The organism is Rhizobacter terrae, assembly GCF_003852895.1.
In the GTDB taxonomy this organism is placed as follows: Bacteria; Pseudomonadota; Gammaproteobacteria; order Burkholderiales; family Burkholderiaceae_C; genus Albitalea; species Albitalea terrae.
Map to the genome: position 1 here is coordinate 39,875 of NZ_QUSW01000004.1, position 20,020 is coordinate 59,894.

General features: G+C 68.6%; 18 protein-coding genes. 11 read left to right on the top strand and 7 right to left on the bottom strand.

Annotated features, from left to right (window positions below; translation table 11 throughout):
• Positions 1 to 142 precede the first annotated feature (142 nt).
• Both DZC73_RS15065 and DZC73_RS15070 read left to right on the top strand, forming a co-directional pair.
• On the top strand, positions 143 to 1,417 hold the full coding sequence (locus tag DZC73_RS15065) for a cytochrome-c peroxidase (protein WP_124541186.1): 1,275 nt from the start codon (positions 143 to 145) through the stop codon (positions 1,415 to 1,417).
• A 117-nt stretch (positions 1,418 to 1,534) separates the two neighbouring features.
• Positions 1,535 to 2,890 carry an MATE family efflux transporter gene (locus DZC73_RS15070; protein ID WP_198414874.1) on the top strand — a complete coding sequence of 452 codons (1,356 nt, stop codon included), beginning with the start codon at positions 1,535 to 1,537 and terminating at the stop codon, positions 2,888 to 2,890.
• 7 nt (positions 2,891 to 2,897) lie between these two features.
• Here DZC73_RS15070 and chvE read toward each other — a convergent pair whose 3' ends face one another.
• Positions 2,898 to 3,965, bottom strand: a complete 1,068-nt coding sequence (chvE, locus tag DZC73_RS15075) for a multiple monosaccharide ABC transporter substrate-binding protein (protein WP_124541187.1) — start codon at positions 3,963 to 3,965, stop codon at positions 2,898 to 2,900.
• Positions 3,966 to 4,225: 260 nt separating this feature from the next.
• Here chvE and DZC73_RS15080 point away from each other — a divergent pair, with 260 nt between their 5' ends.
• Positions 4,226 to 5,209, top strand: a complete 984-nt coding sequence (locus DZC73_RS15080) for an aldo/keto reductase (RefSeq protein WP_124541188.1) — start codon at positions 4,226 to 4,228, stop codon at positions 5,207 to 5,209.
• 117 nt (positions 5,210 to 5,326) lie between these two features.
• Here the strand turns inward: DZC73_RS15080 and DZC73_RS15085 are convergent, their stop codons facing one another.
• Both DZC73_RS15085 and DZC73_RS15090 read right to left on the bottom strand, forming a co-directional pair.
• A complete protein-coding gene (locus DZC73_RS15085) occupies positions 5,327 to 7,105 on the bottom strand; it encodes a GGDEF domain-containing protein (protein ID WP_124541189.1) in 1,779 nt (592 codons plus the stop codon).
• A gap of 110 nt (positions 7,106 to 7,215) precedes the next feature.
• Positions 7,216 to 8,199: a LysR family transcriptional regulator gene (locus DZC73_RS15090; RefSeq protein ID WP_124541190.1), complete on the bottom strand. Its 984-nt coding sequence runs from the start codon at positions 8,197 to 8,199 to the stop codon at positions 7,216 to 7,218.
• A gap of 115 nt (positions 8,200 to 8,314) precedes the next feature.
• Between DZC73_RS15090 and DZC73_RS15095 the strand changes: the two genes are divergently transcribed.
• The 5 genes from DZC73_RS15095 (at position 8,315) to DZC73_RS15115 (ending at position 11,950) form a co-directional block, all read left to right on the top strand.
• Positions 8,315 to 9,337 carry a zinc-binding alcohol dehydrogenase family protein gene (locus DZC73_RS15095; protein WP_124541191.1) on the top strand — a complete coding sequence of 341 codons (1,023 nt, stop codon included), beginning with the start codon at positions 8,315 to 8,317 and terminating at the stop codon, positions 9,335 to 9,337.
• A 99-nt stretch (positions 9,338 to 9,436) separates the two neighbouring features.
• Positions 9,437 to 10,192 (top strand): molybdate ABC transporter substrate-binding protein, encoded by a 756-nt coding sequence (gene modA, locus DZC73_RS15100; protein WP_124541192.1) that lies wholly within the window; start codon positions 9,437 to 9,439, stop codon positions 10,190 to 10,192.
• Positions 10,193 to 10,212: 20 nt separating this feature from the next.
• On the top strand, positions 10,213 to 10,884 hold the full coding sequence (gene modB, locus DZC73_RS15105; protein WP_124541193.1) for a molybdate ABC transporter permease subunit: 672 nt from the start codon (positions 10,213 to 10,215) through the stop codon (positions 10,882 to 10,884).
• Positions 10,885 to 10,888: 4 nt separating this feature from the next.
• The gene (locus DZC73_RS15110) at positions 10,889 to 11,554 is read left to right on the top strand and encodes an ABC transporter ATP-binding protein (RefSeq protein ID WP_124541194.1); all 666 of its coding nucleotides are present in this window, start codon (positions 10,889 to 10,891) and stop codon (positions 11,552 to 11,554) included.
• Between the two features lie 15 nt (positions 11,555 to 11,569).
• Positions 11,570 to 11,950: a winged helix-turn-helix domain-containing protein gene (locus DZC73_RS15115; RefSeq protein ID WP_124541195.1), complete on the top strand. Its 381-nt coding sequence runs from the start codon at positions 11,570 to 11,572 to the stop codon at positions 11,948 to 11,950.
• 12 nt (positions 11,951 to 11,962) lie between these two features.
• On the opposite strand, the gene DZC73_RS15120 is transcribed toward DZC73_RS15115, so the two are convergent.
• Positions 11,963 to 14,248, bottom strand: a complete 2,286-nt coding sequence (locus tag DZC73_RS15120; protein ID WP_161974603.1) for a PAS domain-containing protein — start codon at positions 14,246 to 14,248, stop codon at positions 11,963 to 11,965.
• 136 nt (positions 14,249 to 14,384) lie between these two features.
• A complete protein-coding gene (locus tag DZC73_RS15125; protein WP_124541197.1) occupies positions 14,385 to 15,296 on the bottom strand; it encodes a helix-turn-helix domain-containing protein in 912 nt (303 codons plus the stop codon).
• Between the two features lie 56 nt (positions 15,297 to 15,352).
• Here DZC73_RS15125 and DZC73_RS15130 point away from each other — a divergent pair, with 56 nt between their 5' ends.
• A complete protein-coding gene (locus tag DZC73_RS15130; RefSeq protein WP_124541198.1) occupies positions 15,353 to 15,757 on the top strand; it encodes a hypothetical protein in 405 nt (134 codons plus the stop codon).
• An 18-nt stretch (positions 15,758 to 15,775) separates the two neighbouring features.
• Here the strand turns inward: DZC73_RS15130 and dapA are convergent, their stop codons facing one another.
• A complete protein-coding gene (gene dapA, locus DZC73_RS15135; protein WP_124541199.1) occupies positions 15,776 to 16,663 on the bottom strand; it encodes a 4-hydroxy-tetrahydrodipicolinate synthase in 888 nt (295 codons plus the stop codon).
• Between the two features lie 237 nt (positions 16,664 to 16,900).
• Entirely contained in the window at positions 16,901 to 18,223 is a 1,323-nt protein-coding gene (locus DZC73_RS15140) for an NAD(P)/FAD-dependent oxidoreductase (RefSeq protein ID WP_124541200.1), read from the bottom strand.
• Between the two features lie 136 nt (positions 18,224 to 18,359).
• Between DZC73_RS15140 and DZC73_RS15145 the strand changes: the two genes are divergently transcribed.
• A complete protein-coding gene (locus DZC73_RS15145) occupies positions 18,360 to 19,142 on the top strand; it encodes a 3-hydroxybutyrate dehydrogenase (RefSeq protein WP_124541201.1) in 783 nt (260 codons plus the stop codon).
• A gap of 19 nt (positions 19,143 to 19,161) precedes the next feature.
• Positions 19,162 to 19,977 carry an acetoacetate decarboxylase gene (locus DZC73_RS15150; protein ID WP_124541202.1) on the top strand — a complete coding sequence of 272 codons (816 nt, stop codon included), beginning with the start codon at positions 19,162 to 19,164 and terminating at the stop codon, positions 19,975 to 19,977.
• The last annotated feature ends 43 nt before the right edge of the window (positions 19,978 to 20,020 follow it).

Sequence of the window (20,020 nt, forward strand, 5' to 3'; positions counted from 1 at the left end):
CACTGAAGCCGCCTCTTTGTGGTAGTTTTCCCGGGACCATTGCGTAATGTCACTGGGCCCTGAACTCAGACCAGTTCAATACAACATGCGGTGGCTGCGGCGCGCGCGCCAGAGCATCCCGGCCCGTTGGCATACTCGCCTCATGACGCTCCTTCGCGCCCCTCGTCGACTGCTGGCCGCATGGGCCGTGGCCGGCGGGCTCGCGAGCGTGGTGTTGGCGCAGCCCACGAACCGGCCGGCCTACCTGCCTCTTGCCGGCGGCCTGAAGGCACAGGCCGAGCTCGCCGAGATCGGGCGCGAGATGTTCTTCGACGCGCAACTCTCCGCCTCGGGGCGCGTGTCGTGCACAAGCTGCCACGACCCCGCGCACGGCCACGCCCCCGCCAATGCGCTACCCGTGCAGCCTGGAGGCAGCACGGTGCAAGGCTTCCGTGCAGCCCCCTCGCTGCGCTACCTGCACGCCCTGCCGCCCTTCACCGAGCACTACTACGACAACGACGGCGACGCGAGCATCGACGCCGGACCCACCGGCGGCTACACCTGGGATGGCCGCGCCGCATCGGCCCACGAGCAGGCGCGGCTCCCGCTGCTCTCGCCCCATGAGATGGGCAATGCCTCGCCAGCGCAGTTCACCAGGCGCCTCAGCGGACGGCCGTATGCATCGCGACTCGCGGCGCTCTTCGGCTTCGCACTCGCCGATCAACCCGAGGCCGCACTCGATGCCGCCGCCATGGCCCTTGAAGTCTTCCAGCAGACCCCCGCCCTCTTCGCACCCTACACCAGCAAGTACGACGAGGTGCTGCGCGGCCGCGCGCAACTCAACCAGCAGGAGACGCGAGGACTGGCCGTCTTCAACGACCCCGAGCGCGGCAACTGTGCTTCCTGCCACCTGAGCGAGCGCAAGCCCGACGGCGCGTTCCCCCTGTTCACCGACTTCGGCCACATGGCGCTGGCCGCGCCGCGCAATGCAGCGATCCAGGCCAACGCCAACCCATCGTTCTTCGACCTTGGCCTGTGCGGCCCCTTGCGCACCGACTTCAGCGACAAGCCCGCCTACTGCGGCAGCTTCCGCACGCCCAGCCTGCGCAACGTGACCGTGCGCCGCAGCTTCTTCCACAATGGCGTTTTCCACAGCCTGGAGGATGTGATGCGCTTCTACGCCGAGCGCGACACGCATCCCGAACGTTTCTACGCCAAGGACGCCAAAGGCGGCGTGCGCGTGTACGACGACCTGCCGCCGACCTACCACGCCAACGTGAACCAGGCGCCACCCTTCGGCCGCCAGCGCGGCGACACGCCGGCCATGACTGCACAAGAGATGGCCGACGTGATCGCCTTCCTGCACACCCTCACCGATGCGGACCTGTTGCCTCCACCGCTGCATGCCCGCACGGGCAATGCGCCTATCGCACCCTGACGCTGCGTGAGGGTTGCGGGCTTGGTGAATACTGCGCGCAGTCCGACATTCCCCCTTCATCCCATGACCCAGGCATCCTCCGGTGCGGCTTCGCCGCCGCCGTCTTCCGCCGCGCGCATGGCGCAGCCCGACAACCGCCCCTTGTGGAAAGCCTTCCTCGCGTTTCTCGGCCCCATGGTGGTCGGCAACGTTTTGCAATCGCTGTCCGGCACGTTCAACGGCGTCTTCATCGGCCAGATGCTGGGCACGCGCGAGCTGGCGGCCACCGCGTCCGTCTTTCCCATCGTGTTCTTCTTCATCTCGCTGGTGATCGGTGTCGGCGCCGGCGGCTCGGTGCTCATCGGACAGGCCTGGGGCGCACGCGAGCCGCACAAGGTCAAGTCCATCGCCGGCACGGCCATCGCGCTGGGCTTGCTGGTGGGCCTGGTGGTGGCGCTGGTGGGCGGCACCTTCACCGAGGCGCTGCTGCGCGCGCTGGGCACGCCGGCCAACGTGCTGCCCGAAGCCATCGGCTACGGCCGCATCATGATGCTGGCCATGCCGGGGCTGCTGGTGTTCATCCTCATCACGCAGTTGCTGCGCGGCGTGGGCGACACGGTGACGCCGCTGTATTCACTGCTGCTGTCCACCTGCACCTCGGCGCTGATGACGCCCGCGTTCATCCGCGGCTGGTTCGGCCTGCCGCAGCTGGGCGTGAACAGCGCGGCGGCGGCGTCCATCCTGTCCTTCCTTGTGGCGCTGGGCTACATGGCAGTGCACCTGCGCCGCGCCAACCACGTGCTGGCGCCCGACCGCGAGCTGTTCAAGGCCATCCGCATCGACGGCCGCATCTTCAAGCTGGTGATGAAGATCGGCATGCCCACCGGCGTGCAGATGGTGGTGATCTCGCTTGCCGAAATCGCGCTGCTGGCACTGGTCAACAGCTACGGCTCGGATGCGACCGCGGCCTACGGCGCAGTGAACCAGGTGGTGAACTACGTGCAGTTCCCTGCACTGTCCATCGCCATCACCGCGTCCATCCTCGGCGCGCAGGCCATCGGCGCGGGCAAGCTGGAACGGCTGGGGCCGATCACGCGCACCGGCATCCAGATGAACTTCGCCATCACCGGCACGCTGGTGCTCATCGGCTACCTGTTGTCTCGCCACCTGATGGGCCTGTTCATCACCGACGCGAAGGTGCTGGACCTGGCGCAGTCGCTGCTGCACATCATGCTGTGGAGCAGCGTGGTGTTCGGCTGCGCCTCGGTGGTCAGCGGCGTGATGCGCGCCTCGGGCACGGTGCTGATCCCGACGGCGATCTCCATCTTGTGCATCGTGCTCATCGAGGTGCCGTCGGCGTACATCCTGTCGCACCACATCGGCCTGGAAGGCGTGTGGTGGGCCTACCCGATCGCCTTCTGCTCGATGCTGGTGTTCCAGAGCGCGTTCTATCGGCTGGTGTGGCGCAAGTCGAAGATCGAACGGCTGGTGTGACGAAGACTCAGACCTGCCCGGGCTTGTAGTAGCCGCTGTCCAGCAGCACCGCGCGCCAGTTCGCGCGGTCCACGCGCACTGGCTTGAGCAGGTAGGACGGGACGATCTTCACCCCGTTGTGATAGGTCTTCTCGTCGTTGATCGCAGGCTTGCGGCCCGACACGATGTCGTCCACCATCGACGCGGTGAAGCGGGCGAGTTCGCGCGTGTCCTTGAACACCGTGGACGACTGCTCCTCGCGCTGGATGGACCGCACCGACGCCAGTTCCGCATCCTGCCCCGTCACCACCGGCCAGGGCTGCGCGGGCTGGCCGTAGCCCGCGCCCTTGAGCGCATTGAGGATCTCGATGCTGATGCCGTCGTACGGCGAGAGCACCGCATCCACCCGCTTCTTCGCGTACACCGAGCCCAGCATCGTCTGCATGCGCGCCTTGGCCAGTGCGCCGCTCCAGCGCGGCGTGGTCACGTCGGTGAGCGCGGTCTTGCCCGAGACGACCGACAAGGCGCCGGACTGGATGTAGGGCAGCAGCACCGACATCGCGCCATCGAAGAAGAAGCGGGTGTTGTTGTCGTCGGCCGAGCCTGCGAACAGCTCCAGGTTGAAGTGCCGGGGCGGATGGTCCTTCAGCTGCAGCCTCGACTCGATGTCCTGCGCCTGCAGCACGCCGACCTGGAAGTTGTCGAAGGTGGCGTAGCTGTCCACATGGGCCGTGCCGCGGATGAGGCGGTCGTAGGCCACCACCTTCACGCCCTGCTTGCCGGCACGGTCGAGCACGCCCGTGAGCGAGGAGCCATCCACCGCGGCGACGACCAGCACCTTCGCGTCCTTGTGCAGCATCGCCTCGATCTGCCCGACCTGCGTCGCCACGTTGTCGTTGGCGTATTGCAGGTCGCTGCGATAGCCCAGCTTGTCCAGCGCGCGCATCATGCCCAGGCCGTCGTACACCCAGCGCAGCGAGGCCATGGTGGGCATGGACAGTCCGACCATGCCCTTGTCGGGCGGCAGTGCTGCAAGGGCGCGCTGCAGGGGCAGCAATGAAGAGGCGAGCGCGAGCAGCGCATGGCGACGACGCATGACGACTTGTCTCCGTGTGGTGGTTTTCGAATGGGGTGCGATCGTAGGGAGCGCGACGTCGCCTGCCCAATGAAGATTTCGCGGCCAGCCATGTGTGAATTCGAATCGTGGGAAACCCGGCCTTCCGCTTCCGAGCGCGAATCGTTTTTGCAATCGCAAGCACGCGAAACGCGATTGGTGCGACGGGCCATCCGCTCCTAACATCGGCGCCTTTGCGCAAGGCGGCGGCATTGCCGCGCCCGTTGAATCGAGGACCGGACATGGAATACAGGGAACTGGGGCGTACCGGCTGGAAGGTGTCGAGCGTGAGCTTCGGCGCCTGGGCCATCGGCGGCTCGTGGGGCCAGACCGACGACAGCGAGGCCATGGCCACGCTGCATCGCGCGCTGGACATGGGCGTGAACTTCTTCGACACCGCCGACGTGTACGGCGACGGCCGCAGCGAGCGGCTCATCGCACGGCTGCGGCGCGAACGCAGCGAGCCCTTCCACGTCGCCACCAAGGCCGGCCGCCGCCTGGACCCGCATGTGGCGTCGGGCTACTCGCGCGCCAACCTCACCGCCTTCGTCGAGCGCAGCCTGGACAACCTGCAGGTGGACGCGCTGGACCTGCTGCAACTGCATTGCCCGCCCACACCAGTGTTCTACATGCCCGAGGTGTTCGGCGTGCTCGACGACCTGGTGAAGGCCGGCAAGCTGCGTCACTACGGCGTGAGCGTCGAGAAGGTCGAGGAGGCGATCAAGGCCATCGAGTACCCGGGCGTGCAGTCGGTGCAGATCATCTACAACATCTTCCGCCAGCGGCCGGCGGACCTGCTGTTCACGCTGACCCGCCAGCGCCGCGTGGGCATCCTCGCGCGGCTGCCCTTGTCCTCGGGCCTGCTGAGCGGGCGGCTCACGCGCGAGAGCACCTTCGCATCCGACGACCACCGGAACTTCAACCGCGAAGGCGCGGCCTTCGACCGTGGCGAGACCTTCTCGGGGCTGGACTACGACGCCGGCCTGCGAGCGGTGGAGGCGCTGCGCCCGCTGGTTCCTGCAGGCCAGACGCTGGCGCAGTTCGCGTTGCGATGGATCCTCATGAACCCCGCAGTCACCTGCGCGATTCCAGGCGGGCGCCGGCCCGCCCAGGTGGAAGAAAACATGGCGGCGGCCGACCTGCCGGCGCTGTCAGGCGAGGTGATGGAAAAGGTGCGCAAGGTGTACGAAGAGGAAGCGAAGGCGCAGGTGCACCAGCGCTGGTGATCTGCGAGCACCTGGTTCAATGTTGCGGCCAATCGACTCAGAAAATGAGGCGATTGATCAACCGAATCGCCTCACGCCGCCGCTGAAGCCAGGCCGGACAACGTCCCTCGTTGAAACTCAGCGCGCAACCAGTTCGCCGCGCATGCCTGCTGCCCGGCTCGCCACGCCCACGCGGTTGCGCCCGTCGCGCTTGGCGTTCAAAAGCTCTTCATCCGCCGCCTTGAGCAAGGCGTCCGATGAAGCGGATGCGATGGCCGTGTCCGCCACACCAGCCGAAAAACTCAGGCCGTCGATGACCAGCCCTTCGAAGTCGAAGACCTTGGTGCGCCAACGCTTGAGCAGCGACTCGACCTTCCTGCGCGCCGCCTCGGCCGCGGTGCGCGGCATCAGCAGGCAGAACTCTTCGCCGCCGTAGCGGCAGGCCACGTCGCTCTTGCGCACGTGCTGCGCCAGCAGCTCGCCGAAGGCAGCCAGCAGCAGGTCGCCGGCGGCATGGCCGTGGTCGTCGTTGACGTGCTTGAAATGGTCCAGGTCGATGATGACCAGCGACATCGGCCGCTCCTCGCGCTGTGCGAGCGCGAACAGCGTGGGCAACGTGTCGTTGAGGTGGCGGCGGTTGAACAGGCCCGTGAGCGTGTCCTGCGTGGCCTGGCGGCGCAGTGCGTCCTGCAGGGCCTGCACCTCGCGCACCTTGTTGAGCAACTGCTCGTTGGCGGCAGCGAGTTCGGCACGCGCGCGCTCGGTGCTGCGGCGGCGGGCGTCGTTCTCGTCCAGGCGGTGCTGCAGGCGAAGCAGTTCGGTCTGCAGGTTGGCCGCCTGGTAGCGCGCCCGCGACGCGAGCTGGGCCTGCGCACGGTGCAGGTTCTGCCATTGGCGCAAGGCCAGCAAGGCCTGCGACGGGTCGTCCAGGCGTTCGCAGGCCTCGCTCATCACACCGAAGAACTGGGCGCGCACGCGCAGGCTCAGGCCTTCGATGTCGTCGCTGGTGGCCAGCGCGGCATGCGGGCGCAGGATGTCCGCCGCGGCCTGAACCTGGCCACGCACCAGCGCCAGCAGCGCACGCGCCGTGACGCGTTCGAGCTGCTCGTCGGGCAGGCGCGATTCGCCCTCTGCCAGCGCTCGCCGCACCAGCTCATCGCCGAGGGCGGTGTCACCCGCACGCAGCGCCGCGATCGCCATGGATTCGAAGTGGGTCGCCATGCGCCCTCGCCCGCTCGCATCCGCCGGCATCGCCAGCAGTGCATGCACGTCAGGCATGCATTCCGAGGCCCGGCGCAGCTCGGTGAGGCAGATCACGCGGTTGATGAGCAACACGCTCACCAGCCGCTGGTTCTTCAGGCCCTGGCAGCGCGCCAGGCCCTGGTCGACGTGCTGCAGGCCGTGCTCGTAGTCACCGATCTGCAGCAGCTCATGGGCGAGGTTGCAGTGCAGCACGGTGTCGAAGCCGCGGCCCTGCGAGGGACGCGCATCGCGCAGGGCCTCGAACATGTAGGCGAAGGCGCGGGTGGAGTCACCCAGCGCCGAATAGCAGCCTGCAATGGTGTTGAGCAGCACGCCGAGCTGGTCGTGGCGCAGGAGGCGCACGCCTTCGTCGCGCAGCGGCAGCACCTGCAGCAATGCCTCGTTGACGCGGCCCTCGCGCCACATCGAGCGCGCGATGCCGGCACCGGCCAGGATGCGGCCGGCACCATCCCCGCAGGCTTCGAACGCCGCCAGGGCCTGCCGCAATTCGGCGGCGGCCTCGGCGGCCGTGGCGTAGTAGAGCTGGTGGAAACCCGTGGTCAGGCGCGCCCAGGCCTCGGCACGCGCATCGCCGGTGCGGGCGGCAGCGTCCTGCGCACGCGCGGCGAGCAGGCGGGCCTGAGCCGAATCGACGTGCAGCAGGTTCCAAGGCACGGTGGGCCTGGCGCAGTGCGGGGCTGGAGGGAAGGCGCTCGGTCGCCATGGCGCGGATTATCCGCGGGAGCGCCCCGGCCGGGCATCCGCCGTCCGGCGGATGGTGCGGCTCAGCGTCCGCTCTTCGCCCCCAGGCGCTTGAGTGCCGCATCGCTCACGCTGGCCACCCTCGCCTGCATCTGCGGGCGCAGCGCATCGGCCAGGGCGCGGATGCGCGCACTCAGGTGGCTGCCGCGAGCCAGCACCATCACGAGCGGATAGGGCTGGCTTTCCAGGCCGGGCAGCACGCGCACGAGACGGCCGGCGAGCAGGTCGTCGGCCACGTCCAGGCGCGACTTGAGCGCGATGCCATGGCCATCGATGGCCCACAGCCGCGACACCAGGCCGTTGTCCGCCGTGCGCCGCACGCGCGGGCGGATCTCCACCGGCCGCCCCTTGTACAGCAGCGACCACACATGCCCCGGCCGCCCGCTGATGCGCAAGGCGATCCCCTCATGCTGGTCCAGCTCGGCGACGCTTGACGGTGTGCCTGCCCGCTTCAGGTATTCCGGTGCCGCCACCAGCACCGCGGTGTTGTCCGCCAGCGGACGCACGATCTGGTCGGCCCGCGCGGGCACCCCGTAGCGCAGGGCGGCGTCCACCGGCTCGCGGCCGATGTCGCTCACGCGGTCGGCCACCTGCAGTTCCACCTGCACCTGCGGGTGGCGCTGCAGGAAGTCGTCCAGCATGGGCCGCACCACCTGGCTGCCCAGGTCGTTGGACACGGTGAGGCGGATGCGGCCGCGGATCTGCGTCATGGGCGCGTGCAGTTCCGCCGCGCCCTGGTCGAGCAAGGCCAGCGCCTCGCGAGCCCGCTCCAGGAACTGCTCCCCCTCGGGCGTCACCTTCAGCGCTCGGGTGGTCCGGGCAAAGAGCGTTGCATCGAGCTGCGATTCGAGCCGGCGGATGGCCGCAGTGGCGGTGGCCGGCAGCCAGTCGGCTTCGCGCGCAGCAGCGGCCACGCTGCCGAGGTCCGACACACGCAGGGCCAGGCGCAGTGCCGCGAGATCGAGGGCAACGGCCGGTTCGGCGTGGCCGGTTTGAGTGTTTGCCATTGGTCTCAATCAACAAATCTGGTTTGTCATAGCCGGAGTCTGCCACGTCTCGATCGCAGGCCCGTCGACGCGCACCATGGCGTCCTGTTCAGACATTCCGAAGAAGGACCTCGCCATGAAAGCCATCGCCCACCGCCAGAACCTGCCCGTCACCTCCCCGCAGGCGCTGGAGCTCATCGACCTGCCCGAGCCCGTGGCCGGCCCGCTGGACTTGCTGGTGCAGGTGCAGGCGGTGTCCGTGAATCCGGTGGACGTGAAGGTGAGAGCCGGCATGCCGGTGCCGCCCGAGGGCCACCGCGTGCTGGGCTGGGATGCGGCCGGCACCGTCGTTGCCATGGGCAGCGAGGTGAAGGGCTTCGCGGTGGGCGACCGCGTGTGGTACGCCGGCGCCATTGACCGCGCCGGCAGCAACAGCGAGCGGCAGGCGGTGGATTCGCGCATCGTCTCGCGCATGCCGGCCTCGCTGGATTTCCTGCAGGCTGCCGCCCTGCCCCTGACCACCATCACCGCCTGGGAGCTGCTGTTCGACCGGCTGGGCGTGCCGCAAGGCGGCGGCGCGGGACAGAAGCTGCTGGTCACCGGCGCGGCCGGCGGTGTGGGCTCCATCCTCGTGCAGATCGCGCGGCAGTTCACGCAGCTGGAAATCATCGGTACCGCATCGCGCCCCGAGACCCGCGACTGGGTGCTGGCCCAGGGCGCGCACCACGTCATCGACCACCGCCAGCCGCTGCACGAGGCGCTGAAGTCCGCGGGCCTCGGCCAGGTGAACTTCGTGGCCAGCCTCACGAAGACGGAGCAACACTACGCGGCCATCGTCGAAGCGCTCGCGCCGCAAGGCAAGCTCGCGCTCATCGACGACCTGTCGGCGCCGCTGGACATTCGCCCGCTCAAGGGCAAGTCGCTGTCGCTGCATTGGGAGATGATGTTCACCCGCAGCCGCCACCAGACCGCGGACATCGCCCGCCAGGGCGAGCTGCTGGCTGAGGTGGCCCGGGCGGTGGACGCTGGCCGCATCAAGACCACGCTGACGCGCCAGTTCGGCGAGCTGTCGGTGGGCCGGCTGCTCGAAGCACACGCCCAAGTGGAAAGCGGCACGACCATCGGCAAGGTGGTGCTGGGCGGATTCGCGCAGAAGTAGACCCCGCCTGCGCCTGCGCAAGTTGACGAGGCCCGCCCGCCGGGGCCTCGTCATGTTTGCGCTTATATTTCGGGGCAACTCCTGTCCGAGGCCCCCGACATGACCCGCTTCATCGCCCGCGCGGCCGGCGTTCTCACGCTGTGCATCGCCGCCACGGCTGCCCACGCCGCCGAGCTCACCGTCAGCGCCGCTGCCAGCCTCACCAACGCCTTCAGGGACATCGGTGCCGCCTACGAGGCACGGAACCCCGGCACCAAGGTGCTGTTCAACTTCGCCGCCTCCGGCGCCTTGCTGCAGCAGATCGCCAAGGGCGCGCCGGTGGATGTGTTGGCCAGCGCCGACCAGGAGACCATGGACCTGGCGCAGCAGCAGCAACTGGTCAAGCCCGAGACCCGCCAGAACTTCGCGGGCAACAGCCTCGTGGTCATCGTGCCCGGCGACTCCAAGCTCGCACCGAAGAGCGTGCAGGACCTGCTGGATGCCAAGGTCACGCGCATCGCCATCGGCGTGCCGGGCAGCGTGCCGGTGGGCCGCTACACCAGGGGCGTGCTGGAGAAGGCCAGCCTGTGGGCACCGGTCGAAGCGAAGATGATTGGCGCCGCCTCCGTGCGCCAGGCACTGGACTACGTGGCCCGCGGCGAGGTCGACGCCGGCTTCGTCTATGCCACCGACGCGGCCATCATGCCGGACAAGGTGAAGGTGGCCTTCACGGTGCCGACGCAGGTGCCGGTGCTCTATCCCATCGCGCCGATCGCCGGCAGCGCCAACACGGCCGATGCCACCAGGTTCACGGCCTTCGTGCTGTCCGCTCCTGCGCAGGCCATCCTCGCCAAGTACGGCTTCACCAAGCCTTGAGCTGACGCCCGCCGCATCGCATGGACGCCGCGTGGATCGCCCTGGGCCTGTCGCTGAAGGTCGCCTTGTGGGCCACCGCCCTGGCCACCGTCACCGGCACGGCCATCGGCTTCGCGCTGTCACGCTGGCGCTTTCCGGGGCGCGAACTGCTGGACGCCATCCTGCTGCTGCCGATGGTGATGCCGCCCACCGTGCTGGGCTACTACCTGCTGGTGCTCATCGGCCGCAAGGGTTGGCTCGGGCACTGGCTGGAGGCGAGCTTCGGCATCCGGCTCATCTTCACCTGGCAGGGCGCGGTCATCGCGGCGTCGGTCGTGGCCTTTCCCTTCGTGTGCAAGTCGGCCCGCGCGGCGTTCGAGAACGTGGACGCGCAACTCGAACAGGCCGCGCGCGTGCTGGGCGTGTCCGAAGCCGGCATCTTCTTTCGCGTGAGCCTGCCACTGGCGTGGCGCGGCATCCTGGCCGGCGTGCTGCTGGCCTTCGCGCGGGCGCTGGGCGAATTCGGCGCCACGCTGATGGTGGCCGGCAGCATTCCCGGCAAGACGCAGACCCTGTCCATCGCGGTGTTCGAAGCGGTGCAGGCGGGGCAGGACGACGTGGCCAACCTGCTGGTGCTGCTGACCTCGGCCGCCTGCGTGGCGGTGCTGCTGATGGCTGGCCGGCTGGTGCCGCCGCGGGTGCAGGAGCGGTGACGCCATGACCTGGGACATCGCCATCCGCAAGAGCCTCGGGCACGACCACCACCGCTTCGAACTGGACGTCGCCTTCCGCAGCAACGCACGCCGCCTGGTGCTGTTCGGCGCCTCGGGCGCGGGCAAGACGATGACGCTCAAGGCAGTGGCTGGATTGGTGAAGCCCGATGCAGGCCACGTGCGCATCGACGGCGAATCCCTCTTCGACGCGCAGCGCCGCATCAACCTGCCGCCCCAGCAGCGCACGGTGGCCTACCTGTTCCAGGAGTACGCGCTCTTCCCTCACCTGACCGTGCGCCAGAACGTGGCCTTCGGGCTGCAGCACGGCTGGCGCAATCCGTCGAAGCACGTCGAACACCCCGCGGTGCAGCGCTGGCTGGATGCCTTCGAGCTGGAGCCGCTGGCACGCCGCTATCCGCATGAGCTTTCGGGCGGGCAGCGCCAGCGCACGGCCCTGGCGCGGGCGCTGGTTTCGCAACCGCGGGCCATCCTGCTGGACGAGCCCTTCGCCGCGCTGGATGCGCAGCTGCGCGGCAAGCTGCGCGAAGAGCTGCTGGCCCTGCAACGCAGCCTGGGCACGCCCATGGTGCTCATCACCCACGATCCGGCCGATGTCGACGCCTTCGCCGACGAGGTCATCCACATGGCTTCCGGCCGGGTGCAAGGCTGAGGTAGGCTTGCCGCCATGGCACGCCCCAAGTCCTCCACCTCGCCCGGTTCGCCTCAGTTGCGCTTTCGCGTTCGCGTCACGCGCGGCGACGACATCGCCATCGGCCCCGGCAAGATCGCGCTGCTGGAAGCCATCCGCGAGCACGGGTCCATCACCGTGGCGGCGCAGAGCATCGGCATGTCCTACCGCCGTGCCTGGCTGTTGCTGGACGAGGTGAACCGCCTGTTGCGCAAGCCTGCCACCGCCTCGGCCCAAGGTGGGCAGCACGGTGGCGGCAGCGTGCTCACGCCCGAAGGCGAGGAGTTGATCGCGCTGTACCGGCAGATCGAGGACCGTGCGCAGCAGGCTTGCGCACCGGAGATTGCGCGGCTGCTGAAGATGGTGGCGAAAGGCTGACCGGCGCAGGCCCTAGGCCCGGCGCCCGCGCCCGTCGGACTTGGCCTGGTACAGCCGGTTGTCCGCACGTTCCACCAGGCCCTGCCAGCCGGTCTCCTCGTCGGCCTTGAAGGCCACGCCCACGCTGGCGCCCACGCGCAGCACCAGCGCGCCGACATCGAACGGCTCCTGCCCGGCCCGCACGATCTTGTCGGCCACGGCCTCGGCGTTCTCGCGCTGGCGCACGCCGGCCAGTGCCACCGCGAACTCGTCGCCGCCCAGGCGGGCCACCGCGTCGGTGGGACGCACCAGGCGCTGCAGGCGCTGGGCGAACTGGCGCAGCAACTGGTCGCCCACCGGGTGGCCGTAGGTGTCGTTCACTGCCTTGAAGTGGTCCAGGTCGATGTAGAGCAAGGCCAGCGAGTCCGCGCCGCCCTGCTCGGTCTTTTCCTGCAGGTAGGCTTCGAAGCCCACGCGGTTGAGCAGGCCCGTGAGCGCATCGCGCTGGGCCATCTGCATGAGGCGCGACTTCTCCTCCTTGTGCTCGGTGATGTCCTGCGCCACCGCCACGTAGCCTTCCACCACGCTGCCGTTGCGCAGGGGGATGTAGCTGATGGCCAGGTGCCGCCCCTCGCCGCGGTGCGCATAGGTCTTCTCGAAGCTCACCGTCTCGCCGGCCATGACACGGGCCACCCAGGGCTCGCAACGCTCGAACTCCTCGCTGCCCATCACCGCCTCCACCGTCTGGCCGATCACCGCATCGCGCGTGGCGCCCGACCAGCGCTCGAAGGCCGAGTTCACGAAGCGGTAGCGGCCATCCACGCCCACCACCGCGATGAGCGCCGGCACTGCCTCGGCGATGGAGCTGAGCGTGGCCGCCTGCAGCGACAGCTGCCGCCGGTTCTCGATCGCCTCGGAGATGTCGCGCATGACGGCGGTGTAGCGCTGCACGCGGCCCTCGGCATCGCGGTGGGCGATGACCAGGTCGTTCACCGGCACCACGCGGCCGCCGGCCGCCAGCACGGTGGCCTCGCCCACCCAGGCGCTGTGCTCCTTCACCGCCGGGGCGATCTCGCTGCGAAAGCGCGCGTTGGTCTCGGGCGTGTTGAACTCGCTGAAGTGGCGCGAGGTGACCGGCTCGTCCAGTGCGATGCCGGTGGACTGCCGCGCTGCCGGGTTCATGTAGGTCACGTCGCCGCGCCAGTTGGTCTGCACCACGTTGTCGGGCGTGTGCTCGATGATCTCGGTGAGGTCGCGCAAGGCCCGCTCGCTGGCCACGCGGTCGGTGATGTCCACGCCCGTCGTGTAGAAGCCGCGCACCGAGCCGTCCGGCGCCTTGTCGGGGATGAGCTGGCTCTCGATGCGGCGCATCTGTCCGTTCACCATCTCGTCGAACTCGAAGCGCTGGCGTTCGCCGTTGAGGACCGCCTCCAGCATGCGGTTGACCTCCTCGGTGTTGGCGCGTCCCAGCAGCTCCTCGCGCGTGCGGCCGACGATGTCCTTGAACTCCTTGCCGAAGCGCTCGCAATGCGCCTGGTTCACGAAGCGGTAGCGCGATTCGCGGTCCAGGTAGGCCATGCGAATGGGCACGCTGTCGGTGATCTGCCGCAGGAACCGTTCGCTGTCGGTGAGCGCCTTCTCCAGTTGCCGGCGCGCGGCGGAGACCAGCCAGGCCTGCGTTGCCGCGAGTGCGACGAAGAGGATCAGCAAGGACACCGTGAGCGCCAGCAGGCGCTGCCCGCGCGACACGCTCAGCGCGGACTCCAGCGCCAGCCGGTCGCGCTCGTTGCGGATGATGTCCAGCGCCGCATTGACGTGTGTCCGGGCCTGCTCCATGTAGGCCTCGCCGGTGTCGCTGAGCACGAGCTTGATGGCGGCGTCCTGGTGGCCGTCCTGGTAGAGGCGGATGGTCTCGGCCAGCTCCGACAGCTTGAGTGCCACCAGTTGCCGCGCCTTGTCGGCCTTGCCGCCATAGCTCGGGTCGTTGACCTTGGGATCATCCAGCGCCTTGAGCAGCTGGGGCATGCGTTGCACCGCGGCCGTGTACGGTGTGAGGTAACGGTCGCGGCCCGTCAGCAGGTAGCCGCGCTGGCCGGTCTCGGCATCGGTGAGCCCCACCAGCACGCCCTGCAGTTGACGCAGCCGGACGCCCAGGTCTGCCTGGACGGCGGCGCTGCGCAGGGTGCCTTCGGTTTCCCGCGCCAGCAGCAAGGTCACGACGATCAGCCCGGCCAGGGATGCGACCAGGGCGGCAATGATCCAGCGAAGCAGGTTCCGCCGCCGCGCCAGCGCAGCCTCCACAGCACCGTCGAGTCCCAAGCGCACACCTCCGGACCGGCGCATTCCGGCCACCGTGGCCGGATGCCCGCGTCCGCAGTGTAGGGGGCTTCAGGGCGTGCCGATGGCCTCGGTTTCCAGCAGCCGCGCCTCGACAGGATGACCGTGTCGGGCCTGTTCACGCCGACGGATGGCGCATGCTCTGCGCGGCCTGCCGCCAGGTGGTGGGCGACTGACCCGTCTCGCGCAGGAAGAAGCGGGTGAAGTAGGCCGGATCGGCGAAGCCCAGGCCCAGGCCGATCTGCTTGACGCTCATGGTCGTGTAGGCCAGTTCGCGCTGGGCCTCCAGCACGATGCGCGCATTCATCACCGCCAGCGCGGACTGACCGAGCACGCGGTGGCACACGCGGTTGAGCTGGGTGGGCGTGATGCCCAGCTCAGAGGCACAGTCCGAGAGGCGGACCTGTTCGCGAAAGCGCGCTTCCACCAGGGTGCGAAAGCGCCTGACGTGCTCGAACGCGCGGTCTCCGTCGTCGACATTGCGCTCGCCCTGCCCGAGTGCACGCTGGACCAGCACCACCAGATGCAGCAAGGCGGTGTCGATGGCCAGGCCCCGCCACGGCTCGGCGGCAGTGAACTCGTCGCGAAGCGCCATGACCGCGCTGCCGATGGCGTCGGCCGCCTCGCGCGGCAAGGCCTGGGCGCGCAGGCGCAGCGTCTGTGCCAGCAGGGCCTGCTCGTGGGCCAGCAGGTCGCGCAGGTGCTGCTCCAGCACGGTGATGACCAGGCCGTCCACCTTGCGCGAGAACGCGAAGCCGTGCGCGGACAGCGCCGGCACCGTCATCGCGCAGGGGCCGCGAAGCTGCCACGCATCGCCCTCGGCGGAGACCTTCACCTGGCCGCTTCGGATGTACAGAATTTGAAACAGCAGGTCGTGGCGGTGGGGCTTGATCTCCCAGTCGTGCAGCCGGCTGCGCGCGGCGATGCTTTCGATGTGGAGCCAGTCCACGCCCAGTGAACGGCCCTGCTCGCCGTAGAGGGCGTAGGTGGGCAAGGCAGTCGCGACGGGCCGGGTGCGGGCAAGCGGCATGATGTGCGAATTGTGCAATCAATCGGGTCCGGTCGGCTTGGCGCTATGCTTGACCGATGCGCCCGCCCGTCTTCGTCCCCGTCCTCGTCCTCTTTGCCGCGCTCAGCCAGAGTGCACCCGCCTTCGCCGCCGATCCTGCGGCTGCGCCCGAGGCCGCGTCCTGCCCCGAATGGACGCTGCCTGCCATGCGCAAGCTGCAGAACAAGCTGCGCGTGCAGAAGGTCTACGAAGGCCGCCACGAGCAGCAATGCCTGCGCTTCTTCATCGAGGACTGCAACGGCAAGGTCGCCAACATCGCGGTGCGCGAGCGCCATGACGAGACCTGCGGCGGCGACCCGGCCACCGAGCCGGTGGTGGACCGCTTCCGCCTGCACAAGAAGGGCAAGCGCATCGAGTGGTACAGCGTGGTCGAGGGCGAATACCTGCCCTTCGACCAGCTCAAGGCGGCAGGCAAGCCCTGAGCTTTCGTAGAAGTCCGACTACCGCGAGACCTGCGCGTCAAAAGCCTCCAGCGCCTGAAGCACCCGGGCCCGGCCGGCATCACTGGCGTCGATCAGCGGGGCACGCACGGCGTCGGCAATCAACCCTTGGGCTTGCAGCGCGGCCTTGACCAGCGCCGGGTTGGGCTCGCTGAACAAGGCGTCGATGAGCGGCAGCAGCGCATGCTGGATGGGCCTTGCCTTGGGCAGGTCTGCCCGTTGCAGCGCATGGAACATCGCCACGAAGGCCTCCGGGCGGACGTTTGCTGCCGCGGTGATGGCACCGGCGCCGCCCAGGCACAGGTTGCCGAAGGCCTGCGCATCTTCGCCTGCCAGCACGGCGAGGCGGCCGTCCTGGATCAGTGCCTGCGTCTTCGCGGCCGAGCCACCGCAGTCCTTGATGCCGGCGATGTTGCGATGCGCCGCCAGCGCGAGGATGGTGGGCAGCTCCATCGCCACGCCGGTGCGGTAGGGAATGTCGTAGAGCAGCAGCGGCGCACGCGACAGGTCGGCCAGGCGCTCGAAGTGCTGCACCAGCGCCGGCTGCGACGGTCGCGCGTACGGCGGCGGTGAGCTGATGACACCCGCCAGCGGCAAGCCGTTGAAGGCGGCCAGGCGTGCGTGCATCTGCCCCACGTGGTTGCCGCCCAGGCCCGCGATGACCGGCAGGCCATCGCCACTGGCGAGGATGGTGTCGAGCACTGCCACCTGCTCGGCATCGTCCAGCGCCCACGGCTCGCCGGTGGAGCCCAGCGCCACGAGGCCCTTCACGCCGGCCGACTTGCAGCGCCGCACGAGGCGCTTCAGCCCCGCATGGTCCACCGACCGCGGGCCATCGTTCAGGAAAGGGGTCACGATGGCGACCCAGATTCCGCTCCAATCAGACATGGTTTTCTCCTGCGCAAAGACCGGCATGGAACCTGTCGGGCGAGGCGGCGGAGGTCAGCGTGAATCGGGAGGCGGGCAAGCCGCGTGGGATGTCGCGTGTTCCGTCGCTTGTCCGACGGAACAGCTGCCCCGGTCAGACAAGCGGCTGTTTTTTGGATTTGAGCTGGGCGATCGGTTCGCACGCCATGCAGCCGCCCGCGCGGGGCAGCAGAAGGATGCGATGCGAAACGGCCGAACTCATGGCCGCGGAGTATAGAGGCGCTCGCCCTGCTCCGTCTCTGCTTTCATCACCTCCCGGCTGGGCGTGAAGCGCAGGTGCGTGATGTCGGTCGGGAAGAACATGCCCCAGGTCCACTCCACGAAGATGCGCAGCTTGCGGCGCAGCGTGGGCATCTGCGAGAGGTAGTACGCCCGCCAGACGAGCCATGCGGGCAGCCCGGACAAGGCGATGCCAAACACCTCGGCCACGCCCTTCATGTGGCCGATGCTGGCCATCTGCCCGCGCGAGCGATGGGTGAAGTCACGCAGCGCCCTGCCCTCCATGGCAGCGAGCAGGTTCGCCGCGAGTTGCCGCCCCTGCCGCACGGCGAACTGCGCCGTCGGCGGCGAGGGCTTGCCGTCCTGCGCATTGGGCACCAGGGCGCAGTCGCCCAGCGCCCACACGCCCTCGTGCCCGGGCACGCGCATGTCCGGACGCACCACGATGCGGCCGCGCTCCATTGGCAGCCCCAGGGCCTCCACCAGGCGGTTCGGCCGAGTTCCGATGGTGCCGATGACGGAGTGCGCGACGATCGCCTCTCCGCTGGACAGCTCAACGCCCGCTTCGTGGATGCGCACCGCACGCGAGCCGAGCTTCACGTCCACGCCCCGCCGGCGCAGCGAAGCCAGCGCCGATTGCCCCAGCCGCGCTGGCAGCTCCGGCAGCAGGCGATCCAGGTCCTGCAGCACGGTGACCTTCAGCTCGGCATCGGCAACGCGCGGATAGAAGCGGCGGATGCTGTGCAGGCAATCGACCAGTTCGCCGGCCACCTCCACGCCTGAGAAACCGCCGCCGATGACGATGAAGTGGCCGAGCGACCGGCGCAGCAGCATGTCCGATTCCAGCTCGATGCGCGCCAGCCGGCGCAGCACCACGTTGCGGATCTCCAGCGCATCGCCCACGGTCTTCAGCGGCAGCGAGTGCTCGGCCATGCCCGGAATCAGGTCCAGCCGCGCGCGGTTGCCGAAGGCCAGCACGAGGTGGTCGTAGGGCATGGTGCGCGGGCCGCTCAAGGTGTTGCAGGCCAGGGTCTTGCCCACGGTGTCCACGTCCGTCACGCGGCCCATGACGAAGCGGCGGCCGGGCCCCGGCGGCAGCATCTCGCGCAAGGGGGCCACCACCTGCTCCGGAAAGATGGATGCGCCCACGGCCTCGGGCAGCATCGGATTGAAGGTGGTGGTGCTCTCTTCCGAGATCAGCGTCAGGTCGGTGGATTCGCCCAGCTGGGCGTGCAGTGAACGCGCCAGGCTGGTGCCTGCGAAGCCGCCCCCCACGATGACGATGGACGTGCGACGGGTCATGTCGATGCTCCCTTTGGTGTGAATGCGCAGTGGTCGTTGGAACCCACCGATTGCTTACACCCCCTAGGGATGGACGTAAGGAGCAGGCGCCTTGCGCGACTGAGCCTGCATCCATCACTTCATTCAGGAGGACTCCATGTTCAAAGGCAAGACCGCACTCGTCACCGGCTCGACATCGGGCATCGGCCTGGGCATCGCCCAGCGCCTGGCGCGCGAAGGCGCCAACGTCATCCTCAACGGCTTCGGCGATGCGGACGAAATCGCCGCCCTGCGCCGAAGCATCGCGCAGGAGACCGGCGTGGACGTGCAGTACGACGGCGCCGACATGTCGCGCGCCGAGGCCATCGAGGCCATGATGGCCCGCGCCATCGACCGCTTCGGCGCCGTGGACCTGCTCATCAACAACGCGGGCATCCAGCACGTGGCTGCGGTGGATGAGTTCCCGCTGGACAAGTGGAACGCCATCCTCGCCATCAACCTGAGCGCGGCCTTCCACACCACGAGGCTGGCACTGCCGCTGATGCGCGAGCGCGGCTTCGGCCGCATCGTGAACGTGGCCTCGGCGCATGCACTGGTGGCCAGCCCGTTCAAGTCAGCCTACGTGGCGGCCAAGCATGGCATTGCGGGCTTCACCAAGGCCGTGGCGCTGGAAGCCGCCGAGCACGGGGTGACGGTGAATGCCGTGTGCCCCGGCTACGTGCTCACGCCCCTGGTGCAAAAGCAGATTCCCGACACGGCCCGTGCACGCGGCATCACCGAAGAGGAGGTGGTGCGCGACGTGCTGCTGCATGCACAGCCGACGAAGAAGTTCGTCACCGTCGAGCAGGTGGCGGCATTCACCGCATTCCTGTGCTCGGCAGACGCGGCGTCCATCACCGGCGCGGTGCTGCCCATCGAGGGCGGCTGGACGGCACACTGAACCAAGGGAGCGAACGACCATGAAAATCGACCACATCCTCGGCCTGCCATCCATGCCGCTGGCCTCGCCGTCCTACCCCAAGGGACCGTACCGCTTCGTCGACCGCGAATACCTCATCATCACCTACGAGTCCGACCCGCAGGCGATCCGCGATGCACTGCCCGAACCGCTGGAGCCCGACGGCAGCAACACCGTGCTCTACGAGTTCATCCGCATGCCAGACTCTGCGGGCTTTGGCGACTACACCGAATCGGGCATCGTCATTCCGGCGCTGCTCAAGGGCGAGCACGTCAACTTCACGGCGCAGATGTACCTGGACGATGAACCGCCCATTGCGGGCGGGCGCGAGATCTGGGGCTTTCCGAAGAAGCATGCCCACCCCAAGCTGGCCGTGGCGCAGGACACCCTGACCGGCACGCTGGACTACGCCGGCGTGCAAGTGGCCGTGGGCACCATGGGCTACAAGCACCAGCACCTGCTGTACGACGTGCGGGGCCGCAAGGCTTGCTCCTCTGCGTCCATCATCGAGAAGATGAGCAAGACCCAGGTCAACCTCAAGCTCATTCCCGACGTCGACGGCAGCCTGGCGATTGCGCAGCTGGTGGGGTACAGGCTCACCGACATCCAGGTGCAAGGCGCCTGGTCCGGTCCGGCGAGGCTGCACCTCGTGCCGCACGTGAACGCACCCGTGGCGGACCTGCCGGTGCGGCGCGTGCTCGGCGGGCTGCATTTCATCGCGGACCTCACCTTGCCGTATGGTGAGGTGCTGCACGACTATCGGAAAGACATGATGGACATCGACCAACCGATCGAACGCGCGGGGGTGGCGGCATGAATGCTGCACGCTATCGCGATGCCGTGGCCCGGTCCCGCAAGCC